Annotated in this window: 19 protein-coding genes; 12 read left to right on the top strand and 7 right to left on the bottom strand. The window is 52.0% G+C overall.

Annotated elements, in window-relative coordinates; genetic code table 11:
• Window positions 1–2: 2 nt before the first annotated feature.
• The gene (locus HRU77_11935) at window positions 3–1,175 is read right to left on the bottom strand and encodes an efflux RND transporter periplasmic adaptor subunit (protein ID QOJ21332.1); all 1,173 of its coding nucleotides are present in this window, start codon (window positions 1,173–1,175) and stop codon (window positions 3–5) included.
• On the bottom strand, window positions 1,172–2,440 hold the full coding sequence (locus HRU77_11930) for a TolC family protein (GenBank protein QOJ21331.1): 1,269 nt from the start codon (window positions 2,438–2,440) through the stop codon (window positions 1,172–1,174). The genes HRU77_11935 and HRU77_11930 overlap by 4 nt, the downstream gene beginning before the upstream one ends.
• A gap of 244 nt (window positions 2,441–2,684) precedes the next feature.
• Here HRU77_11930 and HRU77_11925 point away from each other — a divergent pair, with 244 nt between their 5' ends.
• Window positions 2,685–4,760 carry a ribonuclease E gene (locus tag HRU77_11925; protein ID QOJ21330.1) on the top strand — a complete coding sequence of 692 codons (2,076 nt, stop codon included), beginning with the start codon at window positions 2,685–2,687 and terminating at the stop codon, window positions 4,758–4,760.
• 57 nt (window positions 4,761–4,817) lie between these two features.
• On the opposite strand, the gene HRU77_11920 is transcribed toward HRU77_11925, so the two are convergent.
• Window positions 4,818–5,168: a DUF3579 domain-containing protein gene (locus HRU77_11920; protein QOJ21329.1), complete on the bottom strand. Its 351-nt coding sequence runs from the start codon at window positions 5,166–5,168 to the stop codon at window positions 4,818–4,820.
• Window positions 5,169–5,483: 315 nt separating this feature from the next.
• On the opposite strand from HRU77_11920, the gene HRU77_11915 reads away from it, so the two are divergent.
• Together HRU77_11915 and chrA are read left to right on the top strand one after the other, a co-directional pair.
• The gene (locus HRU77_11915; protein QOJ21328.1) at window positions 5,484–6,569 is read left to right on the top strand and encodes an aminopeptidase; all 1,086 of its coding nucleotides are present in this window, start codon (window positions 5,484–5,486) and stop codon (window positions 6,567–6,569) included.
• A gap of 36 nt (window positions 6,570–6,605) precedes the next feature.
• Window positions 6,606–7,958, top strand: coding sequence for a chromate efflux transporter (gene chrA / locus HRU77_11910; protein ID QOJ21327.1), 1,353 nt, complete (start codon window positions 6,606–6,608; stop codon window positions 7,956–7,958).
• On the opposite strand, the gene HRU77_11905 is transcribed toward chrA, so the two are convergent.
• A complete protein-coding gene (locus HRU77_11905) occupies window positions 7,951–8,610 on the bottom strand; it encodes a hypothetical protein (protein QOJ21326.1) in 660 nt (219 codons plus the stop codon). The two genes, chrA and HRU77_11905, sit on opposite strands and share 8 nt — an antisense overlap.
• A gap of 175 nt (window positions 8,611–8,785) precedes the next feature.
• Here HRU77_11905 and HRU77_11900 point away from each other — a divergent pair, with 175 nt between their 5' ends.
• The 3 genes from HRU77_11900 (at window position 8,786) to HRU77_11890 (ending at window position 13,714) form a co-directional block, all read left to right on the top strand.
• Window positions 8,786–10,063 (top strand): DUF2130 domain-containing protein, encoded by a 1,278-nt coding sequence (locus HRU77_11900; GenBank protein QOJ21325.1) that lies wholly within the window; start codon window positions 8,786–8,788, stop codon window positions 10,061–10,063.
• A 114-nt stretch (window positions 10,064–10,177) separates the two neighbouring features.
• The gene (locus HRU77_11895; protein QOJ21324.1) at window positions 10,178–11,899 is read left to right on the top strand and encodes a flagellinolysin; all 1,722 of its coding nucleotides are present in this window, start codon (window positions 10,178–10,180) and stop codon (window positions 11,897–11,899) included.
• A 198-nt stretch (window positions 11,900–12,097) separates the two neighbouring features.
• Window positions 12,098–13,714, top strand: a complete 1,617-nt coding sequence (locus HRU77_11890) for a multicopper oxidase domain-containing protein (GenBank protein ID QOJ21323.1) — start codon at window positions 12,098–12,100, stop codon at window positions 13,712–13,714.
• Window positions 13,715–13,814: 100 nt separating this feature from the next.
• Here the strand turns inward: HRU77_11890 and HRU77_11885 are convergent, their stop codons facing one another.
• The gene (locus HRU77_11885) at window positions 13,815–16,124 is read right to left on the bottom strand and encodes a PAS domain S-box protein (protein QOJ21322.1); all 2,310 of its coding nucleotides are present in this window, start codon (window positions 16,122–16,124) and stop codon (window positions 13,815–13,817) included.
• Between the two features lie 399 nt (window positions 16,125–16,523).
• Window positions 16,524–16,904 (bottom strand): multidrug ABC transporter permease, encoded by a 381-nt coding sequence (locus HRU77_11880; protein QOJ21321.1) that lies wholly within the window; start codon window positions 16,902–16,904, stop codon window positions 16,524–16,526.
• Between the two features lie 93 nt (window positions 16,905–16,997).
• Between HRU77_11880 and HRU77_11875 the strand changes: the two genes are divergently transcribed.
• From HRU77_11875 to HRU77_11850, 6 genes are all read left to right on the top strand, one after another.
• Window positions 16,998–18,170: a DUF839 domain-containing protein gene (locus HRU77_11875; GenBank protein ID QOJ21320.1), complete on the top strand. Its 1,173-nt coding sequence runs from the start codon at window positions 16,998–17,000 to the stop codon at window positions 18,168–18,170.
• A 298-nt stretch (window positions 18,171–18,468) separates the two neighbouring features.
• Window positions 18,469–19,413, top strand: coding sequence for a DnaJ domain-containing protein (locus HRU77_11870; GenBank protein QOJ21319.1), 945 nt, complete (start codon window positions 18,469–18,471; stop codon window positions 19,411–19,413).
• 3 nt (window positions 19,414–19,416) lie between these two features.
• The gene (locus tag HRU77_11865) at window positions 19,417–19,734 is read left to right on the top strand and encodes a MerR family transcriptional regulator (protein ID QOJ21318.1); all 318 of its coding nucleotides are present in this window, start codon (window positions 19,417–19,419) and stop codon (window positions 19,732–19,734) included.
• A 34-nt stretch (window positions 19,735–19,768) separates the two neighbouring features.
• Window positions 19,769–20,209 (top strand): thioredoxin TrxC, encoded by a 441-nt coding sequence (trxC, locus tag HRU77_11860; GenBank protein QOJ22163.1) that lies wholly within the window; start codon window positions 19,769–19,771, stop codon window positions 20,207–20,209.
• A 30-nt stretch (window positions 20,210–20,239) separates the two neighbouring features.
• Window positions 20,240–21,397 (top strand): trypsin-like peptidase domain-containing protein, encoded by a 1,158-nt coding sequence (locus HRU77_11855; protein ID QOJ21317.1) that lies wholly within the window; start codon window positions 20,240–20,242, stop codon window positions 21,395–21,397.
• A gap of 459 nt (window positions 21,398–21,856) precedes the next feature.
• The gene (locus HRU77_11850; GenBank protein QOJ22162.1) at window positions 21,857–22,516 is read left to right on the top strand and encodes a PEP-CTERM sorting domain-containing protein; all 660 of its coding nucleotides are present in this window, start codon (window positions 21,857–21,859) and stop codon (window positions 22,514–22,516) included.
• A 115-nt stretch (window positions 22,517–22,631) separates the two neighbouring features.
• Here HRU77_11850 and HRU77_11845 read toward each other — a convergent pair whose 3' ends face one another.
• Window positions 22,632–24,182, bottom strand: coding sequence for an adenylyltransferase/cytidyltransferase family protein (locus tag HRU77_11845; GenBank protein ID QOJ21316.1), 1,551 nt, complete (start codon window positions 24,180–24,182; stop codon window positions 22,632–22,634).
• Window positions 24,183–24,314: the final 132 nt, after the last annotated feature.

The raw sequence follows: 24,314 nt of genomic DNA, 5'->3' as shown, positions 1-24,314 counted from the left end.
GATTATTCCAATTCAGCAAGCTTGCGCTCGCTGTCCAAATGAAACGCGCCTTCCATCACAATTCGCTGATCAATCGTCAATCCGCTGATAACAGGGCGGTATCTGGCAACCTCAGGTCCCAATTCAACCGGAACGCGCTGAAAATGCCTTTCTCCGGCGACAACAAAAACATAATCCTGATTCAACTCACGTACCACGGCCGCTTCAGGAACGACCAGCGATTTATGCTGCGGATCGGTAATATGCATAGTAGCCAGCATATCCGGCTTCAGTTTGCGATCCGGATTTGCCACCAGCACCCGGGTCATTACCGAACGGGTTAAGCGGTTGACCGTATCGGAAACAAAAATGATGACACCGTCCAGGTGAGCTTCTCCGATCGCAGGCACATTGATTTCCACATGCTGATTAAGCTCGACGTCGCGCGCAATCTGCTCAGGCACATCGCCAACCACCCATACCGACGATAGATCGGCGACTTGAAACAGCGGATCGGAAGGCTGCACGACCTGCCCCACAATCACATTGCGCGCAATAATGTATCCCTCACGGGTCGCTTTGACATCCAGCCAGGGAAAAATTTTTCCCTTTCTGGAGAGCTCTTTGATTTCCCCATCACCCATACCGTACAGCCTTAATTGGTCGGTCGCCGCGCTCAGCTCAGCCTGCGCGATTTCCAGTTCGGATTGCCGCCGCTCCACTTCGGCTAACGGAATCACATCAGCCGCCAATAAATGCTTGGCACGATCGTAGGATTTCTGCGTTACCACGACTCTTGACAAAGCACGTAAAAAGGCCAGTTGCGACTGCGTCAATTCCGGGCTGGTAATACGCGCCAGCCGGTCACCCGGCTTAACGTAATCGCCTAATATCACAAACATATTGATGATACGCCCGGTAACATAAGAACCTATTTGCGCGGTTCGCTCTTCATCCACTTGAACGCGGCTGGGAACCAATATTTTGTCCGCAAGATCAACGAGCACCGGTTGCCCGATCTTTAACCGCCCCGCCAATTCGGGCCGCACAGTGATGCTATTAATATCGCGCTCATCCGCGAATTGCTGCTTGGCAACTTCTTCCTTGGATTCACCGCTTGATTCTTCTTTTCCACACCCTGCCAGCCCTAATGCAATAATGACAATAGCGCCGATCGTTGATAATCCGATTCTCATTCGACAACTAGCTCCTTGGGATAATGGGCGCGCAAACGGTCAATTTCGGCGGCGGCCGATTGCAACTCAAAACGCGCCTGCAGGGAATCGCCCAAAATTCCCCGGAGTATGCGTTGCGTATCCAGAACTTCGATCAGACCACGCTCACCGAAACGGTAAGCCGCTTGCGCAACCTGCACGGCATTTTCCGCTTCCTTGATCAGACCGCCTTCAAACATATCGACCCGGCGTTGAGCAATCTGCAAAGCCTGCCAGGCGGATTCAAACAATTGACTGATCTCGTAACGGCGGTACTCAAGCGTTTCTCTTATGCGCGCGGAATCATAAATAGCAGTGTCGATTTCACCCCGGCGGCGGTAAAAAATCGGGATTCTGACGTTTGCCCCGGCAATATTGGAAGTAAATTGGGCATCCTGATAATTGGTATACAGTACATTGATCTGCGGCAATACCGATGCTTTCTCCTGCTTAATCCGTTCATTGGCGCGCTCCTGTTCAGCTTGCAAGCGCACCACATCGGGATTTACCGCGGGCACTTCCTGACGCAATGTTTCCAGTGGGGGCAATTGAACCGGATCTTTCAATGAAGCATTGATCTCAAAATCGACCGGCATCGCGCCAGCCGTCAATTGCATCAATGCCAGCTGGGCGCGCTTAACAGTCAATTGCGTTGCCTGTGCGCGATTCAACGCGCTTTGCACTTCAGTTTCCGCTCTGATCAATTCAAAACGCGCTACCTCTCCGCGCTCGACATTAATTGCAATACGGCGACGGACATCTTCCACAAGCTCGTATATTCCTTGCTCCATTGCAGCCTGCTCCTGGCGCAGCAGTAATTCAAAAGCACGGACGCGCAGTTGCGCCGCCAAATCGGCGCGTACCTGATCATAGCCGGCGCGGCTGGCGTCCACCGCTGCTTCCGAGGCGTTGATGCGCGCACTGCGCATGAAAGGATTTTCGATAGGCTGGCTAACCGTTACGGAGCGCTGCATGGAAGTAGGCCCAGTAACCGCTAACGAATAACGGTTGCTATCCGGACCCGCCATTACGGTTACCTCCGGATTGAGAAAAGCCGAAGCCGCTACGACCCCTGCCTTGGCCATTTCCATTTGTGACCTGGCGGCTTGAACAAGCCCATTTGCCTGCAAACCCAGTCGTTGCAATTCTTCGATCGTAAATTTGGTAGTTTGTTGAGCAGAAACGGATAGTGATGAGAATATGAAGCTTATGCCAAGCAATGAATACCAAAACGGAGAAATCTGCATAACATCCTTTCTATTGTTACTGTGAGATAGTTACCTTCACACATTTTTCACAACTTTTTCACACAAAATTGACTATTAATCATAGCTGAAATTTTTGATTCAGTACGATCAATTAATGAGTGATAATCAAGTCATTATCTCTATTTATAAAAAATATCAATTAATTAAAGACAATTTCTCAGCGGCGACTTAGAATTTAATCAAAAGAATCCTGAATAATTGCTGAACGAAGGGATTGATTCCGATGATTTCCAGACCATTTGATCGCCATTTGTCTCAAATAAAGCTTTTACTATTGGTTTTCGCCCTGTTCGCCACGACTTGGCTTATTACCGGCCTGTCTTGGCGGTTATACGAGCTTCGTGACCATGATCCCGATCGCGGCGCCCACATGAACGGCAGCGGTAAATTTGGCGAACGCTATTCCCGCACGGTTTATCTCGACCAGGGCTGGTCTGCGGCGGATAGCCTGTGGTTTTACAATACAACGCAAGGCTCCAATTTGTTACCGTACGATTTTTTCCTGGTGCTGGAGCAACCCGGCTCGTCCACTCTGTTTCGCACGGACGAGAACATTGATCGCTACGGCTATCTGCCGCAGCGGCAAACGGTCAGCAATCCCGATGGATTGCCTGCCGGGATGGTGCGCGATGAGTATCAAGGCCAAGCGTACATGGGATTCACTTGCGCCGCCTGCCACACTACTCAGATCAACTATCGAGGCAGCGGAATCCGCATCGATGGTGGCCCGGCGCATTCCGATATGGAAACGTTCATGATCGATCTGGCCGCGGCTTTGTATGCCACGCTGGAGGATACGGAAAAACGCGACCGCTTCGTAACCAATGTCTTGCAACGCGGCCATTACCATAATACTGACGATATCCTGGCCGATCTCAAGAAATATGCGCAACGCATCAAGACCTACACCATCATCAACACGCCCCGGGACACCCAGCGCCCGCTGACGCGTTACGGCTACGCACGGCTTGATGCCTTCGGGCGCATTTATAATCGTGTGCTGGAGCACATCATGAGCGCGCAGCAAATGCGCGAGCTGCTTGCCGAATTACTTTCTCCGGATGAGCTGGCGCAAGTCATGATCGGTATCGAATCGGTACTCAGCAGCAGTGACCGCGACCATCTTATCGAGCGAACCCAAACGTACCTGACCGGCAAGCAAAGCATTCAATTGCGCAATAAAATTTACAATCCAGCCGATGCGCCGGTCAGTTATCCGTTTCTCTGGGATGTGCCGCAGCACGATTACATCCAATGGAACGGCCGGGTCGACAATAGCGGATTGGGACCGATGGCGCGCAACGCCGGTCAATTGATCGGCGTCTTCGGCACACTCGACTGGCAAGAAAAAGATGGCTTTACGTTAGCCTCGGTATTGGGCGGTCAGGGATTCGGTTCCAAACATATCGACTTTCAGTCGTCCATCGATATCCGCAATCTGCGCCGGGTGGAGAATCATTTACGCAAATTAAAGTCGCCGCAATGGCCGGGACATATCCTGCCGGAAATCGATAAAACACGAATGACCAGAGGCGCAGAATTATTTTCCCGCTATTGTGCCGTTTGTCACACTCAAATTGACCGTACCGACCCTGACCGCCGCGTCGTTGCCAAAATGATCGCGGTATCGTCGGTAGGTACGGATTCCAAAATGGCCCAAAACGCGATTGCATTTACCGGTTATAGCGGTATCTTGCGCAATCAGTATGTCAGTGTCAGCACAGGCAATATTTTGCTGCAACAACAAGCTCCTGCGGTAGCGCTGCTTACGGCCGCGACCCGTAATGTAGTGACAACGCCTGATCGGGATAAATGGCTGGTACGACGGTGGCTTGAGCGGTCATTTGATTTTGCTTATACCTTTTTCGATAACGAAGTGCAGCCTTCCTTGAAAAACGGCAACTACATGCCGGACACAACAGTTCAACCTTTTGCCTCTGCGATGGCTTATAAAGCCCGTCCGCTGAACGGCATCTGGGCCACCGCGCCGTATTTGCACAACGGCTCGATACCTTCACTGTATGATTTGCTGCTGCCAAAAAGAAAACCGGATGATCCGGCGGAAGGCGAATACCGCCCGGATGAGTTTATGGTCGGATCGCGCGAATTCGATCCGGACAAAGTGGGATTCAAGTCAACGGGCTACGACGGCTTTCTGTTCCGCACCAGCATTTGGGGTAATCACAACAGCGGTCACGAATATGCTTCCGGCCGCACACAGCTACCCGATGGCACACTATTACCGGCACTGACAAAGGAACAACGTTTGGATCTACTTGAATACCTTAAATCTCTATGAGCGAAGTCGAGAGTAATCCCTAGTGCATCAAAGAAAAGCTGTTTTCGATGGATCCCATCAAACGGCAAATGTCAGTTTCCGTTCGGGTAGAGCAATTTTTTTCGCTTTAATAACTTCTTCCAGGCGAACTACTTCCCCTTCCGGTAGTATTTTTAGCTGATTATTGAAAGCAAACTGCATCATGAATTGGTACGCAGCCGGATTGATTTCATGCAGCACTTTTTCCACTCGAACACCGATTTGCCCTTGGTGTATCAAGGGCTGCGCATGATCCGAATAAACCCAGCGTCCGGTACTGTCGTAGCTGGCCAGCGCACCGCACAAACGTTCCGCCCAATCGCTGGGGCGGAACGGACGACCCGCAGGGGTGATGCCTAAAATCAAATAAACTTCCAGTGCGGTTTTCATAAAATTTGAAGTAATCAAGAGAAAACAAAGCTCGCAAACAGCGTAGACGATCGCATAGGCCGGAAAAACCGCATACCAAGACCAATTTTCACCAATCTATTCCTAGAATTTTTCATAAAAAGTGTCTTTCCTTTTGAATCAGCACTTTTATATCGACTCTAATGAATAAAAATAGAGAACTCTTGAAGCATTTGTATAAAATAAGCAGGGAATTAAGCGGCGGAAATTGAATCGGATAACTGCAAAATCGAAGTAAGCGGCGACTCCAATGAAGTGCGTAATGCTGCATGAATCAAACTTAAAATTCAGACGACTATGCAAATCCCACAACCGATAAAACTGGCCATCACCATGAGCCTGACGATCTGGCTCAGCGCTTGCGTCAATCTTCCCTATTATGCGCAAGCTGTCGATGGGCATTTCCAGGTCATCCATCGCGCGCAACCGATCAGCAAAGTGATCGCAAACCCGGATACCGATCCGAAACTGAAACACTCGCTCACCAAGGTAATCCAGCTGCGTGAGTTTGCCAGCCGCGAATTGAAATTGCCGGATAATCTGAGCTATACCAGTTATGCCGATTTGGAACGCCCTTTTGTGGTATGGAACGTTTTTGCAGCACCGGAGCTATCTGTTCAACTGAAAGAATGGTGTTTTGTGCAGGTCGGTTGCGTCAATTACCGCGGCTTCTTTTCACAAGAGAGTGCCGAGCGTTACGCGGCAGAACTAAAGCGTGAAGGTTACGATGTACATATCGGCGGAATCCGTGCCTATTCCACGTTAGGCTGGTTCAACGATCCGGTTTTGAATACGTTTATCGGCTATTCGGAAATGGATCTGGCGCGCCTGATCTTTCATGAATTGGCGCATCAGGTCCTGTACGTATCGGATGACACGGTTTTCAATGAGTCTTTTGCCACCGCAGTCGAGCATGAGGGAATTAAACGCTGGTTTAACAGGACAGACAGTGCGTCGGCGCAAATCGCATTAACCGCGCGGCAGGAAAGAGAAACGCTCTTCACCGGCTTGATATTAAAATATCGCAAGCAACTGCAGGAACTCTTCCAGTCGGATCTTAACGACACCGAAAAACGCGCCGGGAAAGCACGTATTTTCGATCGGTTGCGCAAGGAATTCGCGCTGCTGAAAGCCGAGAACAACGAACTCGGCAGCTACGACCGGTGGTTTGCGCAACCGTTGAACAATGCGCTGCTGGCAACCGTTTCGATTTATACTCAACTGGTACCGGCATTCCAGAGCATACTCAAACAGCACGATCAGGATATGGAGCGATTTTTTGATACGGTTACAAAAATAAGCAAGCTGCCCAAAGATGAACGGAATTTAATCCTGCAAAAAGCTGCCGAAGACAATCCGCAATGGAAAATCGCTGAACAATAACCCTCTTTCTATTTACGCACGCATCATTCAAGCACTATGTCATCCGCAGAACAACAAACTGTAGCCCGGCCCGAACCGGTATCTTTCCTGGAAGCATTTCGCTATTGGCTGAAACTGGGCTTTATCAGCTTCGGCGGACCGGCGGGGCAGATCAGCCTGATGCATCAGGAGTTGGTCGAAAGACGGCGCTGGATCTCCGAGCAGCGTTTTTTGCATGCACTGAATTACACCATGGTGCTGCCCGGCCCGGAAGCCCAGCAACTGGCCACCTACATCGGCTGGTTGATGCACGGCACCTGGGGCGGCATTGTGGCCGGCGCGCTGTTCGTGCTGCCGTCGCTCATTATCCTGATGGTCCTGACGTGGATCTACCTGGTTTATAGCGAAATTCCCGCCGTCGCGGGTATTTTGTACGGCATCAAGCCCGCGGTCACGGCGATTGTCCTTTTCGCGGCTTACCGCATCGGTTCCCGGGCGTTGAAAAACAATCTGCTGCGCGCAATTTCGGTCGCCGCATTCGTTGCCATCTTTGCATTCAATCTACCCTTTCCCTATATCGTATTGATCGCGGGCTTGATCGGATACATCGGATCGCACTATGCGCCGGACAAATTCAGAGCGGGCGGACATCACGGACAATCGAAAAACACCTATGGCCCGGCTTTGATCGATGACCATACCCCCGTTCTAGAACACACCCGGTTCCGCTGGAGCCGGTTCCTGCTATTGCTGGCGGCCGGACTGCTGATCTGGGGCGGCGTCATGGCGCTGCTCGCCATGCAATACGGCTGGGAAGGCACGTTGACGCAAATGGGCTGGTTCTTTACCAAAGCCGCGCTGATGACGTTTGGTGGCGCTTATGCGGTGTTACCTTATGTTTATCAGGGCGGCGTCGAGCATTACGCGTGGCTGAACCCGGCGCAAATGATCGACGGATTGGCCCTGGGCGAGACGACACCGGGTCCGCTGATCATGATCGTCGCGTTTGTCGGTTTTGTCGGCGGCTGGAGCAAGGCGCTTTTCGGATCCGATCTGCTGATGCTGGCAGGCATTTGCGGTGCATCGGTTGCAACGCTGTTTACATTTTTGCCTTCGTTTGTGTTTATTCTGCTCGGTGGCCCCGCGGTGGAAGCAACCCGCCATGACCTAAAATTTACCGCGCCGTTGACCGGCATCACCGCGGCGGTGGTCGGCGTGATCGTCAACCTGGCGGTATTCTTTGCTTATCACGTATTATGGCCTAACGGATTTGACGCAGCATTCGAATGGTTATCCGCGTTGATCGGCGTTGCGGCATTTGTCGCGTTATTCCACTACAAAACGGGAATCGTCACAGTCATCGGCGCTTGCGCTACCTTAGGATTAGGCTATTCGTTGTTGTTTAATTAACTTGATCAGAGTTTCTTATGATAATCAACCCCATGACAATACCACGGGGAATTGCAAGTTTAAAGTTAAGCGTTCTATTTTTTGCGATGCACCATAAATCCCAGTAATCCCAATCTGATCCTGCATAGATCCACTGAACACCGGGATTAGGAAAATTTGTAGAAAATTCCCAAATCCAATTACGCGGATCTTGTAAATTTCTAAATTCTAGCCAATAGTGTGTATCCGCATGCAAAAGGAAAGCGGTGGGCAAATTAATAGAATACTGAAATTCCTCAGTTAGGCCGTAGGCAGACTGAGTAAAAAAATTACCAGTTGGAATTCGATGCACATTCTCTGTTTCGTAAACATACTTTAGTGAGTTTGGGTTCAAATCATCGCTATAAAGACTGATAGTAAAAATATCGGTATCAGGCGTCGATAGATACCCATTATTAATATACCCTCCCCACCAAGTAACGCTTTGAAGAAGCGCTTCTTGAGTTAACTGAAAATCGTCAGCGACTAAATTAAAAACCGGGTCGAGCGCAAATCCGCCATCATGAGAAGGAAGCTGTTCATAAGTAGGAGCCGATGCCCAAGCCGTTGTTGATAAGCTCATGAAGCCAAAAAGTGTAAAACTTGCTATTACCTTTGTTAAACGTAAAACCATTATTATTCCTCGCCCTATTAAATCCTAATTAAGTCAAACTGATTATACTGCACAATATCTTAACTCTCTCTTATCATCTCTGCAGAGCAATAAAACAGCACTTCCAAATTATTACCGGCTGCTATGATTCCAAATTACAGATTATTTCAGCTGTTCTGATCACTAAGACCCTAACATGACCGAACCGACCATCCGCTGCCCACATTGCACTTCTGAAATCAAATTGACCGAATCGCTCGCCGCACCCCTAATTCAAGCTACGCGGCAGGAATTCGAAGCGAAATTGGCGCAAAAAGAAACGGATGTGTCCAGCCGTGAAGCTGCACTCAAAGCGCAGCAAAAATCCCTGGAAGAGGCGCAGAAAACGCTCGATGAACAAGTCGCCAGCAAACTTAAAACAGAACGCACGCTGATCGCCGCCGAAGAAGCCAAAAAAGCCAGATTGGCACTAGCCTCCGACTTGGAAGCGAAGTCCAAGGAATTGTTCGAATTGCAGGAAATCCTCAAGGAACGCAACAGCAAATTGGAAGAAGCACAGAGAACTCAGGTTGAATTGTTGCGAAAGCAGCGCGAACTGGACGATGCCAAACGCGAACTGGATCTGACCATCGAAAAACGCGTGCAGGAATCCATCGCGCTGGTGCGGCAAAAAGCCAAGCAAGAAGCCGAGGACAGCCTCAAGCTCAAAGTCAGTGAAAAAGAAGAGCAGATTGCTTCGATGCAGCGCCAGATCGACGAATTGAAACGCAAAGCCGATCAAGGCTCGCAACAGCTCCAGGGCGAAGTTCTGGAGCTTGAATTGGAAACCGCTCTGCGGCTGAAATTCCCGCTGGACAGTATCGAACCCGTTGCCAAAGGCGAATCCGGCGGCGATGTGCTGCAACGAGTCATGGGGCCGTTAGGGCAAGGGTGCGGCGCAATTTTGTGGGAATCGAAAAGAACCAAGAACTGGAGCGATGCTTGGCTGGCCAAACTGCGCAACGATCAACGCGCCGCCAAAGCGGAAATTGCGGTGCTGGTATCCAGCACGATGCCGAAGGAAATCGAAACATTCGGACAAATCGATGGCGTCTGGGTCACCGAGCCGCGCCTGGCGCTGCCGCTCGTCATCGCGTTGCGCCAATCGTTGATAGAAATCGCTAATACCCGGCAATTCCAGGAAGGCCAGGAAACAAAAATGGAACTGGTCTACCGCTATTTAACCGGGCCGAGATTCAAGCATCGTATCGAAGCGATTGTCGAGAAATTTGCCGACATGCAAGCCGATCTCGATAAAGAACGCAAGGCCATGACACGCCTTTGGGCCAAGCGGGAAATGCAGATTCAGGGCGTCATCGAATCGACAGTCGGCATGTATGGCGATTTGCAGGGCATCGCCGGACGTGCGCTACCGGCCATTGAAGGGTTGGAGTTACCGCTAATCGATGTGAGAGATTCCGGCGATGAGTTATAGTCATTTCATTCCACGATCTGCGTCATTGAGGTACGAAAATTTACTGCAATAACTAAAGAAATTTAGTCCGTACTCGTTAAAAATGCGTACGTGTAACGCCACTATGATAAAAAAATGAGTTTATCCATTAATACCAACCTGGGAGCACTGAATAGTTCGCGGTATTTATCCGCAACTACCAGCGATCTTGGCCGTTCATTGGAACGGTTGTCATCGGGTATGCGTATTAATAGTGCCAAGGATGATGCAGCGGGCCTTGCCATCTCAGGACGCATGACGTCGCAAATTCGCGGCTTAAATCAAGCAAGCCGGAATGCCAGCGACGGCATTTCGATGCTGCAAACAGCCGATGGCGCTTTGAACTCAATGACTTCCGCAATACAGCGCATCCGTGAGCTTTCCGTTCAGGCGGCAAATTCGACTAACAGTCTGAGCGATAAGAAAGCACTGCAAGAAGAAGTCAATCAACTGATTCAGGAAATCGAGAAAGTTTCCACCACGACGACCTTTAACGGCGACAAAATATTCGATTTCTCCGGCAGCAGTGTCCTCGGCAATTCCGATCAACTGGCTGTTATGTATGGATTACAAAACGGCTGGCTGGAAGATGCGGAAAGCAAGATCCAGCAATATTTCGGCATTTCCGCCGACGGTGCCGACATGAATATCGAACTGACCACCTTCACCGACGGTGCTGGCGGCACTGCCGCCCGGGTTGTGGGGTCGATCCCCGGCAGCTATACGGGGAAAGCAACCAACGTCAAATTGCAGATCGATATGAGCGACTTCACGCCGCCCAATTTGCCCGATGGCGGCAATGCGCCGTTTTATAACGACCGGATCATTGCGCATGAAATGGTGCACGCCGTGATGTACCGCAGCATGAATATCGGCTCGATGTTTGATCCCGCAGCGGATCAGAAATGGTTCATGGAAGGCGCTGCGGAACTCATCCATGGCGCCGACGAACGTTTGCAATCGTCGATCAGCAGCGTCGGCGTGGGCGGCGTCATGGCCCGGGCGGCCACGTTCGGTTCTGCGGGCGCAGCCTGGGGCGGCACTTCGGATGATTACTCCGCTGCTTACTCCGCCGTGCGCTATCTGCATCAAGTCATCAAGGATAATGGTGGCTCGGGCATCAAGGATGTCATGGTTTACTTAAACCAGCATCAAAGCGCCACGCTTAGCGATGCCATCAATGCCGCGACAGGCGGTTTATATGCGAACGCCGACGCCTTTAATGCGGACTTTGTCGCACATGGGGCTGCGTTCATTGCCGGTATGAATCTAACCGACACCGATACCGGCGCAATAGGCGGCGCAAATGCCGATGGCGGGGCGATCCAAACCGCGACCAGCGTTATCCCCGACACCAGTTCAAGAAGCGGCACCAATCCGCTCAGCGGATTTAACGAAATTTGGGAAAATATAAGCGCCGCCGCAGCCGGTAACAATAAACAGCTTCAAGTTGGTGCAAATAAAGCGGATACGCTCGATGTCACCCTTGGCGCAGTGAATACCGCCGCCATGAGCATACAAAATCTGGATCTGGTCAATAACGCGGGATTTGCCACTTATATGATGGATCTTGCCTTGAATCACATCAGCGAGGAAAGATCGAAGATCGGCGCGCAGCTTAACCGCTTGGAATCGGTCATCACCAATAACAATATTAGCGTTGAATCCACCGTAGCCAGCCGCTCACGCATCCAGGACGCCGACTACGCCCAAGAGACAACTTCGCTGACCAAAGCGCAGATTCTGCAGCAAGCCGCCACTGCGGTGCTGGCACAGGCCAACTCATCGCCGCAAATGTTGATGGCGCTGCTTAAGTAAGCGGGCCGTTTCCTAAATTTCTCACGCCGCTTTTTTATCCCTCTGTTCCTGCGTAAACACCCTCTCATTCGACCGAAATCCGATTGCTTATTACGTTTGAACTGATACACTGAATTCCAGAAAATAGTTGCAGTGGAGTCATCCGCAATTGGATACAAATCGCTCGAAATTCGTCGTTAATCACACGCAAGGTTAATCATGACAAATATCAATTTTAAACGGCGCCGGTTCCTGCAATACGCGGCGCTCGGCACACTCAGCGCCGCCATCCCCGGATTCGCAATCGCAGAAAACCGCTCCATCAACAAAATACCCAACAGCGCATTTAATGCCGACATCGAAATCGCACTAACGGCGCAAACCGCGGATGTCCCGATTTTACCGGGTGCTCACACGCATGTTTTTAAATACAGCGGAAAACTGCTGAAGGGGCCGCCAAGCGCGCTCAAAGAATTGCCCGGTTATTTAGGGCCGATCCTTAACTTCGAACGGGGTCAGAGAGTCCGGATATTCTTTTATAATCAACTAACGGAACCCTGCGTTACCCACTGGCACGGCATGCATGTGCCGCAGATCATGGATGGCCATCCGATGTATGCGATCCATCAGGGCGAACAATACGTCTATGAGTTTGAGGTGAAAAACCCCGCCGGTACAAACTGGTATCATTCGCACACGCACGAATTGACCGCCACGCAGGTATACCAAGGTCTGGCGGGACTCATTACCATCACCGACGAAGCGGAACGTAAACTGGATTTGCCCAGCGGAGAGTACGATATTCCGCTCGTGATCCAGGACCGCAGCTTTACCCACGGCAATCAATTGCGCTATATGCTGAACATGCATCAACGCATGCGCGGTTTCCTGGGCGATACCATCTTGGTAAACGGTCAAAGCGGCCACGCCATTCCGGTAAAAACCCGCGCATACCGCCTGCGCATCTTGAATGGTTCAAATTCCAGAATCTACAAGCTGGGCTGGAGCGACGGCACGCCGGTCACTGCCATCGGCACCGACGGCGCGTTGCTGGAAAAACCGGAAACCCTGCCCTACGTCATGCTTGGCCCGGCGGAACGAGTGGAGCTCTGGGCCGATTTCAGCGGACGCAAACCCGGTTCGGAGTTGACGCTGCAAAGCCTGCCATATCAAGGCTCCGCGGCGCATATGGGCGGCGGCATGGGGCGCGGAATGCACGGCGGCCGGGGCGGAATGGGTATGATGGAAGATGGTGTCGGCCAAAGCGGCAAAGACATGATCGTCAGATTTACCATCACCGAACAGGTCGGCGATTCACCCAAACTGCCGGAGACCCTGATTCCCATACACCGTCTGACTGCCCAGGATGCTTCCGATCCCAACAGAGTGGTTCCGATCACCATCGGCATGCGCCATATGGCGTTTAATCTCAACAGCAGAACTTTTGAGATGCAAAATTACATGGAGCAGGAAAAGATACCGGTGAATAGCGTGCAGCGCATCCGAATATCCCACGATAACCGGGGAATGGGCGGTGGAATGCGTGGCGGCCGAGGCGGCGGGATGGGTATGATGATGGCGTTGCCGCACCCGATCCACATTCACGGCCAGCAATTTCAGATTCTATCGCGCAAGCAAAATAATCTCGGTGGCGCTTACGATACGGTCAAGGACGGGTTCATCAACAGCGGCTGGAAAGACACGGTCTTGGTAATGCCGGGCGAGGAAGTAGAGATTATCAAACCGTTTAAGGACTACACCGGTTTATTCCTTTATCACTGCCATAATCTGGAGCACGAAGACATGGGCATGATGCGCAACTTCTTTGTCAGCTGATTCCGGTTGATGGGTTGCACATGCTTTGCAGAATGCACCTGACATTCAATGCAGTAAATCCTGTGCAATCATCGAAGCGGGGTAGCGCGTTTTTTTGTGTTTAAGGAAGCTCTTTTACCGGTAACTCAAACCAGAAAGTGCTGCCCACACCCGGTTCGCTTTCCGCGCCGACGGTGCCGCCCATTAACTCGACGATTTGCCGGGTAATCGACAATCCGATGCCGGTACCTTCAATTCCGCTTTTCGCAGCATCCAACCGGTTAAAAGGTTGGAAAAGTTCTCCCATCTTATCCTCGGCGATACCGATTCCGCTATCGGTAACCACTATCCTCAAATAACCGGGCACTTCGGATTCGCGCGCTTCGACACGGACTTTACCGCCTTGGCGATTGTACTTAACGGCATTGGATATCAGGTTGAGAATCACTTGTTTGAGCCTGACCCGGTCGGCATGCAGCACTCTCTCCGCCAACGCCGCGTGCGTCATTTGAATCTCCAACTTATCCGCTTGCGTCCGCACCAGGTTCATACATTCTTCGATCAACGGCAGAACCTCAACCGGTTCCGGCTTCAGATCAATCCGCCCCGATTCGATCCGGGCCAGGTCAAGCACCTCATTAATCAGCGCCAACAAATGAGTGCCCGCACTCTTAACTGCCTTGATGTATTTCAAATGCGGATTGTTGGGTCCTTCCAGCTCCATGAGCTGGCTAAAACCCAGAATGGCGTTCAGCGGCGTGCGTAATTCATGGCTCATGCTGGACAGGAACTTGGATTTGGCCTCGTTCGCCCGTTCGGCTTCCTGCCGGGCATTAATGAGCGCCTGCTCGGCCGCCTTACGCTCGGTGATATCTTCAACGATACCTTCAATACGCAAATCGCCGTCCGCATCTTCGGCCGGATGCGCCGAGACCAGGATCGTGCGTTCATTACCGTCGGGATGAACAAAGTTCATCTCAAATTGCACAAAATCCATTTTCCCTTGCGCGATCTGAGTAATGATGAAATAAGCATGTTCCTTCGAATCCGGATACCAATCGATGATGCGATCCCAGAATCTTCCGATGGCTTGCTCTCTTGAAATGCCGAAAACTTTATCGATACCGCTGCTGGCATAAGCGATTTCGCCGGTTAGCGCCTTGTAGCTGTAAATGACAAATTTATCGCCGATATCTTCCACCAGCCGCTGATAGCGTTCCCGGCTATCCTTCAGTGCCTGTTCCGCTTGCATCAGATCGGTAATCACTTCAATAATCGACCAAATCAATTTCCGGCCGGAAACATCCTGGATTACAACGCCGTTGAGCTGCACCGGATAGCGGCTTCCGTCCTTACGGACATATTCTTTCCGATAGGGGCCAAACCTGCCGGTCGCCTGCAAAATCTCAAGCTGCCGCGCTTCATCGACAGCATAATCCCGCGGCGTAATATCCCAATACGTCAAACCCAGAAGTTCCTCGCGCGCATAACCGGTGGGTGTTAACAGCGCATCATTGAATTCGATAAATTTACCGGTCGCATAGTCGTTCAACGCGATCCCGACCGGCGACATTAAAAACAACGCACGCAACCGCATTTCACTATTCCGGTTCTTACGGTGAATTCTTCCGATGGCGATGAGCGGGAGCAAAATCAGAATTCCGGCCAAAATCAGACCAAGCCGGAAAAGAACAGGGCTGCCGCCAGCTGCGGACCATCCTCCTTTCGGAATCGCCGCCATCTGCCATGAATCTTTGTTGGGCAAGGAAATATCCAGCAGCACCGGATGCTGATTAAACACCTGATCCGTGCCGAAAAACACCACACCCTTCCGCCGTAGAGCAATGTCAAATTCTTGTGCAAAATCCGGCAAACCGCTGGCGATGTAGAATTGCTCCACATCGATGACAGCCGAGATCATTCCCCAGAACACCTCCTCCTTGCCGGCTTTATTCTCTTCGAGAAATATCGGGATGCGCGCGATAAAGCCTTGGCCTCCTTGCACCAGATCAACCGGGCCGTCAAAAATGAGATCCCTGCTGTCGCGCGCTTGCACTACCGCTTCGTACTGCAGCGGATGATCCCGGTAATTAAAGCCGATGGCCGCTTCATTGCCTTCCAGCGGATACATATAGCGTATGACTAAGTCAGGCGCCGCACCGATATTGCGCAACTGCGAACGGCCTTTGAACAAATATTGGGCCAATTGCTTGAATTTATCGGTGGACAAATCCGGTTCGGCTGAAATCGACGCGACCAAGCCCTGCACCAACTGCGCATTGCTGGTGATATTGCCTTCCAAAGTGGTGCGTAACAGACTAAGCCGGGTCAACACCGAATCACGCAAATCGCGCTGCTGATTCCGCAGATGCAAATGGTCGACATAAAAGCCAACCGGTAGAAGACAAATTCCTACCACGAGCACCGGCAAAAAAACTAACTGCCTGTTTTGCAAAAATGAAAAAAATCGCGCCGCGCTCAGTTTCATAAACTACAGGTAAAAAACCGTATCAATCCTGAATTATCCATCGACTTAGGACCTGGAATTTGTGCATTGTGCTTGATCACAGCAGGAGGAATTCCATGAAAAAGAAAACCTGCAAGGAATTAGATGACGGATGATAATGTACCCTCAAACAACAATCCGTAGCGGCATTTTTGTAAACAACCCTAGGGAAGCGCTGATTAATTGACGGCACGAGCGAATCGCTTCGTTGCGCGGTACTCACCCTGGTCGTTCGGATCGCGGCAGCCATTACAGTCTTTTGCCGGCTATCAGTCAAAGCTATCACTCGCACGGTTTCGTGCTGAAAGAACGGCTTGCGCTGGCTCAATCGGCCACACGCTGATTATTAGCATACATATACCCGCCAATCGCTCCCGCGATCACCCCCAGCGGCGCGGCAATAAAGATTCCGATCAGCGGTCCTTGATTGGTATCTTTGCCGAATACCATGGGACCTAAAAATCCTACTGTAAAAAATAAGCCGCCCAGAATCAAGGCGCCGCCGATCGCGGCAACCAACGCCCCGGTTTTTTGCCCGGCAACCAACTGCCAAGCAAACCAAGCGGCCATTGTTGCACAGCCGAATGAAAAAGCCGTGCTGAGCCACGCCGGTAAACCGGTGGTTATCGTTAGTATGGTATTGATAAAAAACAGCACGGTTAAAAACATCAGCAGAGATACAATTATTTTAAGAGTCTGAATCATTGGAAAATGCTTTCGTTAATGAAATTAATCGGCAACGCATTGTAAACTATCTCCCCATCATCCAGCGTCCGGATTATCCATGAGGTTGCGCGTATGAATACTTTTAACTCACAGCGGCGCAAATTGCTGCAATACGGCTTCGGCAGCCTGGGAATTTTCGCCGGTAACGCTTTGTTGCCGTCCGCCCTCCAAGCTGCATCGCTGGTTTCACGGCTGACGGCCCGCGCGGAATTACTGCCGCCGGATCAGAACGGTGTGCGCTTACCGCCGGGCTTTACATCGCGCATCGCCGCCCGCTCGGGTCAGAAGCTTTTCGATTACCGCTGGCATGCCGCTTCAGATGGTGGAGCGACGTTTGCCGCCCCTGATGGCGGCTGGATTTATGTTTCCAATAGTGAGCTGGATAAACAGGCGGGCGGCGCAGGCGCGCTGCGCTTCAATTCTCAAGGTGACATTGCCGATGCGTATCCGGTTCTAAGTCACACTAACCGCAATTGCGCGGGCGGGCATACACCGTGGCAGACCTGGCTATCATGCGAGGAAATCGATACCGGCCGGGTGTGGGAATGCGATCCGTTTGGCCGCCAAGCGGCGCAAGTCAGAAGCGCGCTCGGGGTATTCCGGCATGAAGCAGTCGCGGTGGATACGCAGAACAAACAGCTTTATCTCACTGAGGATCAGCCGGATGGCTGTTTGTATCGCTACACCGCGCGAACATTCGATACCGCCGGAAATCCCAATCTCGATGACGGTGTGCTGGAAGTGGCCGAGGTCATTGATGGCCGCATTGGCGCAGTGCGTTGGCATGCCCTGCCCGATCCGCTCGCCAACACCACGCCAACGCGCAAACAGGCCGCCAGCAGCACTCGTTTTAACGGCGGCGAAGGCATCTGGTATCACCACGGCATCGTTTACTTCTCAACCAAAGGCGACAACCGCGTGTGGGCGTACGATGCGCATCGGCAGCATCTGAGCATTCTCTACAACGCGGCTTCGTACCTCTTACCGGTATTGACCGGGGTGGACAATATCACCGGCAATACCGCGGGTGAATTGCTCGTGGCTGAGGATGGCGGCGATATGCAGATCGTGGTTCTGACCGCCGGAAAGGTTTTACCGCTCTTACAGCTGGTTGGTCATGACCGTTCGGAAATCACCGGCCCGGCTTTCAGTCCCGGAGGTTCGCGGCTGTATTTCAGCTCGCAGCGCGGTCAGACCGGACGCGTTGAGGACGGCATGACGTTTGAAATCTCCGGGCCGTTCTGAAACCGTTTCACGGCACTTGATAAATTCCCGCCGCGAACCCACTTTGGGAAGCTCTGAAAAATGATAGCGAGCGATGATCAGGCAAGGCAGAATCAGACAAAAAAGCGCGGTTTACAGGTAGTAAATGAGCATTTTGAGACTGATTTCAACACAGCATGACCGAGTGCAGTAGTTTTTCAGAGCTTCCTTAGCCGGGAAAAACCGGCAGAATCACCGGTAGGGATGAAACTTCACTAATGCGCCGAAAGCGGCAATAATGCGAGTGCCGATAGCGCGATCAACGAGAGGGGAGATTCACTTGGAATTTAAGGACTACTACAAAACATTAGGTGTCTCACGCGATGCGACGGCGGAAGAAATCAAGAAATCATTCCGCCGCCTGGCGCGCAAGTACCACCCGGATGTTTCCAAGGAAACAGACGCCGAGCAGAAAATGCAAGAAGTCAACGAAGCTTATACCGTGCTCTCCGATCCGGAAAAGCGCGCCGCCTACGATCAGCTTGGGCAGCGCGGATTTCAACCGGGCAGCGATTTTCAGCCGCCGCCCGGATGGGATAGCGGTTTCGAATTCAGCGGACGCGGATTTGACGGCGCGCAGGCGGCGGATTTCAGCGACTTCTTTGCGCAATTATTCGGCGGCAAAATGGGCGCTGGCGCCCGCCACACCCACCATCGCATGCGCGGCGAGGATCACCACGCCAAAATCATGCTTGATCTGGAAGACAGCTATCATGGCGCTACCCGCAGCCTGACGTTGCGCATGCCGAAGCTCGACAATCAGGGACGCACCGTGCTCGCCGAACACACATTGAACGTGCGCATTCCCAAGGGCGTATACGCCGGACAAGTGATCCGGCTGGCTGGACAGGGCGGCCCGGGTCATGCCGGAGCAGCCGCCGGTGATTTGTTTCTGGAAGTGCACTTTAACCCGCACAGCCGTTACCGGATTGAAAACAAGGATGTGTACGCGGCACTGCCGGTCGCGCCGTGGGAAGCGGCACTTGGCGCGACCGTCAAAATACCGGTGCCGGATGGTACAGTCGAAGTGCGCGTGCCGGAAAATTCCCAATCCGGCCGTAAATTGCGCCTGAAAGGCCGCGGCATCCCGGCTGCAGCCCCCGGCGATTTGTATTTGGTGCTGGAAGTGGTGTTGCCGCCCGCCGCGACGGAAAAAGCACGTGAATTTTACCAAACGATGGCGCGCGAACTCGCGTTCAATCCGCGCCAGAATCTCGGAGTTTAGGCCATGTCGAAGGAAGTCGATGCCGTTTTACTGGAAAATGCTTTGTTCAGCTTGGATGAACTGGCATTCAGTTGCCACGTCAGCCGCGAATGGATCATTGAACGCGTGCAATGGGGTCTGTTACTACGCGACGATCTAACCGGCACCGATCCGGATGCCTGGCAATTCGATAGCCGCAGTCTCTTGCGCGTGAAAAGAATCATCAGGGTTGAACGCGATTTCGAAGGCAACCCAGAATTGGCCGGACTGGTCGCCGACCTGCTCGAGGAAATCGAATCGCTGCGCACCCGCCTGCACACATCCGGGCTGACTGAAGATTAAAAAATAACCTTTCGCGCAACCCATTAAACAGGAAATTCCCATGTCCTTACATATTGTTTGCCCGCATTGCCATGCCACCAACCGAGTACCGGCAGATCGCCTCGGCTCATCGCCCATGTGCGGTGCTTGCCACCAGCCGTTGTTTGTCGCCCAACCGGCCGAATTGACCGAAAGCCATTTCAACCGGCACATGACCAACAACGATATTCCGCTGCTGGTGGATTTTTGGGCGCCGTGGTGCGGCCCGTGCCGCATGATGGCACCGGCTTTCGCCAAGGCGGCGGCCGCTCTGGAGCCGGACATACGTCTGGCAAAAGTCAACACCGAAGAAGAGCAAGGATTGGCTGCACATTACGGCATTCGCAGTATTCCAACCTTGGTACTATTTAAAGGCGGCCGGGAAATCGCCCGGCAATCGGGCGCCATGAGCGAGCACGACTTGGTACGATGGACGCAAGCGCATAACCGGCCATAATGAAAACAACCCCTAAAGGAGCACATATTCATGCCCAATAACGGATTTTTTGCCCGTTTCATCGGATATACACTGGCCGGTATCCTGCTGGTGTTATTTTTGCACAGCTTCCTTTATCACTATTTTCCGGGCGTGCTGCAACTGGGTCTTTTTTCCGGTCAGGACAAACAGGAGAGCGCCGAACCGCGCGTGGTTCAGGCACGCGGCAATCTGGCCGAGGACGAAAAAAGCACGATTGAATTGTTCGAAAATTCGCGCGACTCCGTGGTGTTCATCACCACGCGCCAGCGCGTGATGGATGCCTGGACGCGCAATATCTTTTCCGTCCCGAGCGGTACCGGCTCCGGGTTTATCTGGGACGACCAGGGCCACATCATCACCAATCTGCATGTCGTCAAAGGCGCCAGCGAAGCCACCGTGCGCCTGGCCGACGGACGCGATTACAAGGCTGCCCTGGTCGGCGCCAGCCCGGCGCACGACATCGCCGTGCTGAAAATCGGCATCGGCTTCCAGCGCCCCGCTCCAGTTCCCATTGGTACCAGTAGCGATCTTAAAGTGGGGCAAAAAGTCTTCGCCATCGGCAATCCTTTCGGCTTGGATTGGACACTGACCACTGGCATCGTTTCCGCGCTGGATCGATCGCTGCCGGGCGGCGACGGACGCACCATCGACAATCTGATCCAAACCGACGCGGCAATCAATCCGGGCAATTCCGGCGGCCCGCTGCTCGATTCCGCGGGACGTCTGATCGGCATCAACACCGCCATTTACAGCCCGAGCGGCGCGAGCGCCGGGATCGGCTTCGCCGTTCCGGTCGACACCGTCAACCGCGTCGTTCCGCAAATCATCAGCCGCGGCAAATATATCCGCCCGGCGATGGGCGTTACTGTCGACAGCAAATTGAACAACCGCCTGACGCAATACTTGAAAGTGAACGGTGTGGTTATTTTAAGCATCAGTCCCGGCTCGGCGGCCGATGAAGCCGGACTGCGCGGCGCAACACTGACCCCGGAAGGCAACATCATCGCCAACGACATCATCATCGCCATTGACGGCAAACCCACCGATTCGGTGGAAAAATTGCTCGCCCGCATCGATAGCTACAAAGTCGGCGACACCATCAAAATCACCGTGCTGCGTAAGGGTGAAACAATCGAAGTGCCTATTACACTTCAACCCGGCGAGTAACTGCTGATCATATTGAATGACTATTCTGCGGGAATATGTGACAAAAGTCATAGAAATCCAAGGGCACATGTACCATATTTTATAATGTTGTATATTGGTAGCCTTGGGAAAGTACTGAAAAAGGTAGTGAGCGACGGTCAAGTAAGGTGAAATCAGATGAGAAAGCACAGGTCACAAAGGGTATCGAGTCTGATTTCACACAGCGTGACCGAGAGTGCGTTGGTTTTAGAAAGCTTCCAGAGAGGCGGACAAGTATCGAAGAGAACCTTGGATAATTTTTCGAGCAAAGCCAGTGGAGTGCGGAGAATTTGACCTATCCTATAGCCAAATGAATTCTCGAATACACGTAACACAGCAAATCGCCTGCCCAAATTATTCAGTACTTCGCTGATTCTGATCGAATCAGCGATGATTAAGCCAGCGTTTCTTTATGTATCAACACAAAAGGAGAAAATTAAAATGAAAAAGTTATTTCTGGGTTTGACCATCACGGCACTAGCCATTTCAAGCCAGAGCTATGCGGCTCCGATTACAAGCGCTCTTGATCCAGCACTCGCCGGCGCAACAGTAGAGGACTTCGAAGCTGGCCCAACCGGTAATTTCGTAAGCCAAAGTTTTAGTGGATTTACCGTCAGCGCAGTAAATTACACTGATACACCTTTTGCAACATTCTCAGTAGATTCCGATTTCACGGGTGGCTACAACACTCGAGGCCTCTACCATATCACTAATCATGGCACTGAGTTTCAGTCGCTTCGCTTCGATTTCAGTGCCCCGACCGCGGCATTTGGGTTTCTTTTTGGTGCCAGCGACTCATCTTGGACGCTCAGTGCTTATGACGCTGGCAACACACTCCTGGATACGACATCGATTCCAGCGGTATTCAGCAGTAACGCCGGTGATTTTTTCGGACTCAAAGGGTTAACAAACGCCAGCTACGCCACTCTCGTTCAGAACTTTGACGGAATTTACTCAGGTGGCGGCGTTGACTACGTTTTCGTGGATAACTTCGCTGTAGCCGCTGTTCCGGAACCGGAAACTTACGCAATGCTACTGGCGGGATTGGGCTTGCTAGGATTTACGATGCGTCGTAAAAGCTCTAGAGTTCTCTCCGCTTAATATATTTGGCACAAAGCTTTTATAATCGCATCTTCAGGAATTACAAAGATTCTGGGCTAATATGATTATTAGCTCAGAACCTGCAACAACACACTTCCTCAATCCCTGAACGCCTCTATGCACCACTCTTGAGATCCTGCCTTCCCGCTCCATCCCGTATGCGCATAACCAGTTCGGATGTGGAAATGCCAGGGGTGTAGGTCAGTTCCTGAATCATCTCCGGCGGCAAGGATTCGCATAGCTGGTATTTATCCCGGCGTTCCTGTTCCGATGCGAAGGCGAAGGTATAAATGTCGAAGCCGTGCTGTTGCATGAACTCCGGTGTGACCCTCGCCGGGGTTTCCGTCGTGACGGCATCGGCATATTTACAGGCAGCCACGACCGTGGCGCGTTCCGCTTGCTTCATGACGGGCAGTTTGCCCTTATTTTCCACCACCCGCTCATCGGATACGACGCAGACCGTCAAATGCGTTCCCAGCGCGCGCGCTGCGCGCAAGAAATTGACATGCCCTTCGTGAAACAGGTCGGCCACCATGCGCGTGTACACGCGTTTTTGCCGCTGATTTTTCGGCCATGCGGGAATTTCCCGGTTTAAGCGTGTCATGGCGCGCTCCATCCATTGCCGGCTGCGCAGTGCAAGCGCATCGTCGGGGTCCTTCAGCGCAATCTGGTGCGCGTAACACCAGGCTTTGGCCAGGTCACCCAATAACCAGGACTGTATCAGCCGGTGATAGGCATAGCAGCGCACCAGCAGGGTGAAGCTTTCCAGATTGCACGCGGATATCACGGTATCCCAATTGGGGTTCGGCGTGCGCCAGTCGCCGTAAAAGGCAGTCAAAATTTTCTCCGGCCGAGATGGAAACCAGGCAGCGCCGAAATCGGTATCGCGTTGCATCAGATCCAACTCGGGAAAAACCGACACTCGTTGATATTCATCGGGATAACCGGGCAATGCAAACCCCCCCACGAGTTGTTTTCCTCTGACCTGCAAGCCGCACACATCCAACGTGATTCCCAATTCCGCATGCACATAGTCGCGATAATTGGCGTATTCAATGTGCATCTGTGAGCGCACCCAGCCTGCCTGTTCCAATGCGGCACAGCAGGCATCCCAGGATTCCATACGCACAGCGATATCGAGATCCTTATCGAAATCCAGTAAGCGGCCATTGCGAACCAAGCCCAGCAAAGTACCGGCAAAAGGAAATGCCGGGATATTCAATCGGGCTAATTGCGCGCAGGTAGTCCATAACAATTTCTCCGCTTTGCCGGAAGCAAATGCGTTTGTTTCGGACTGCGATTGCTTCTTTTGCGCTTTGTGTGGCGGGATTTTTCCCGATTTGGCCAACGCCATTAAATGATTCAGTGCAGCGGCAAAATGCGCGTGCGCGGCCGGTAAATCCAGCGACAGGAAGCTCGCGGTTCCCCATACGTGGGCCCAATGCGCTTTGTGAAAATCACCCTGCATCTGCGCATAAATATCCGCTGCATACGCCGGTACCTCGGCCGCCCGGCCGGTTCGCATTGCCAGCGAACACCATAAACGCGCGACCTCGGGCGATAACGGATATTTATTTTTTAGCGGCTCCAGAATCCGATCCGCATCATTCAACTTGCCCGCGACGATTAATGCTTTTGCTTTCGATAACGCTTCTTCGAGTGTCATAGTTTTTTATGTTCAGTGACTTAATTTTCTATTCCAATGGAAATTGATAACAAACTTTGCATTTTAAACATTATGCAATATAATAGGAATCATTCTCATTACTGTTTGTGGATTCTTTAATGAGATAACGTA

The organism is Gammaproteobacteria bacterium (assembly GCA_015709615.1).
In the GTDB taxonomy this organism is placed as follows: Bacteria; Pseudomonadota; Gammaproteobacteria; order Burkholderiales; family Nitrosomonadaceae; genus Nitrosomonas.
The sequence above is the reverse complement of the archived record's forward strand: the minus strand, read 5'-3'. Positions and strand labels throughout refer to the sequence as shown.

Excerpts from the sequence above, each read along its gene's own strand:
- HRU77_11935 (QOJ21332.1), bottom strand. The coding sequence starts at position 1,175 with ATGAGAATCGGATTATCAACGATCGGCGCTATTGTCATTATTGCATTA.
- HRU77_11930 (QOJ21331.1), bottom strand. The coding sequence starts at position 2,440 with ATGCAGATTTCTCCGTTTTGGTATTCATTGCTTGGCATAAGCTTCATA.
- HRU77_11925 (QOJ21330.1), top strand. The coding sequence starts at position 2,685 with ATGATTTCCAGACCATTTGATCGCCATTTGTCTCAAATAAAGCTTTTA.
- HRU77_11920 (QOJ21329.1), bottom strand. The coding sequence starts at position 5,168 with ATGAAAACCGCACTGGAAGTTTATTTGATTTTAGGCATCACCCCTGCG.
- HRU77_11915 (QOJ21328.1), top strand. The coding sequence starts at position 5,484 with ATGCAAATCCCACAACCGATAAAACTGGCCATCACCATGAGCCTGACG.
- chrA (QOJ21327.1), top strand. The coding sequence starts at position 6,606 with ATGTCATCCGCAGAACAACAAACTGTAGCCCGGCCCGAACCGGTATCT.
- HRU77_11905 (QOJ21326.1), bottom strand. The coding sequence starts at position 8,610 with ATGGTTTTACGTTTAACAAAGGTAATAGCAAGTTTTACACTTTTTGGC.
- HRU77_11900 (QOJ21325.1), top strand. The coding sequence starts at position 8,786 with ATGACCGAACCGACCATCCGCTGCCCACATTGCACTTCTGAAATCAAA.
- HRU77_11895 (QOJ21324.1), top strand. The coding sequence starts at position 10,178 with ATGAGTTTATCCATTAATACCAACCTGGGAGCACTGAATAGTTCGCGG.
- HRU77_11890 (QOJ21323.1), top strand. The coding sequence starts at position 12,098 with ATGACAAATATCAATTTTAAACGGCGCCGGTTCCTGCAATACGCGGCG.
- HRU77_11880 (QOJ21321.1), bottom strand. The coding sequence starts at position 16,904 with ATGATTCAGACTCTTAAAATAATTGTATCTCTGCTGATGTTTTTAACC.
- HRU77_11875 (QOJ21320.1), top strand. The coding sequence starts at position 16,998 with ATGAATACTTTTAACTCACAGCGGCGCAAATTGCTGCAATACGGCTTC.
- HRU77_11865 (QOJ21318.1), top strand. The coding sequence starts at position 19,417 with ATGTCGAAGGAAGTCGATGCCGTTTTACTGGAAAATGCTTTGTTCAGC.
- HRU77_11855 (QOJ21317.1), top strand. The coding sequence starts at position 20,240 with ATGCCCAATAACGGATTTTTTGCCCGTTTCATCGGATATACACTGGCC.
- HRU77_11850 (QOJ22162.1), top strand. The coding sequence starts at position 21,857 with ATGAAAAAGTTATTTCTGGGTTTGACCATCACGGCACTAGCCATTTCA.
- HRU77_11845 (QOJ21316.1), bottom strand. The coding sequence starts at position 24,182 with ATGACACTCGAAGAAGCGTTATCGAAAGCAAAAGCATTAATCGTCGCG.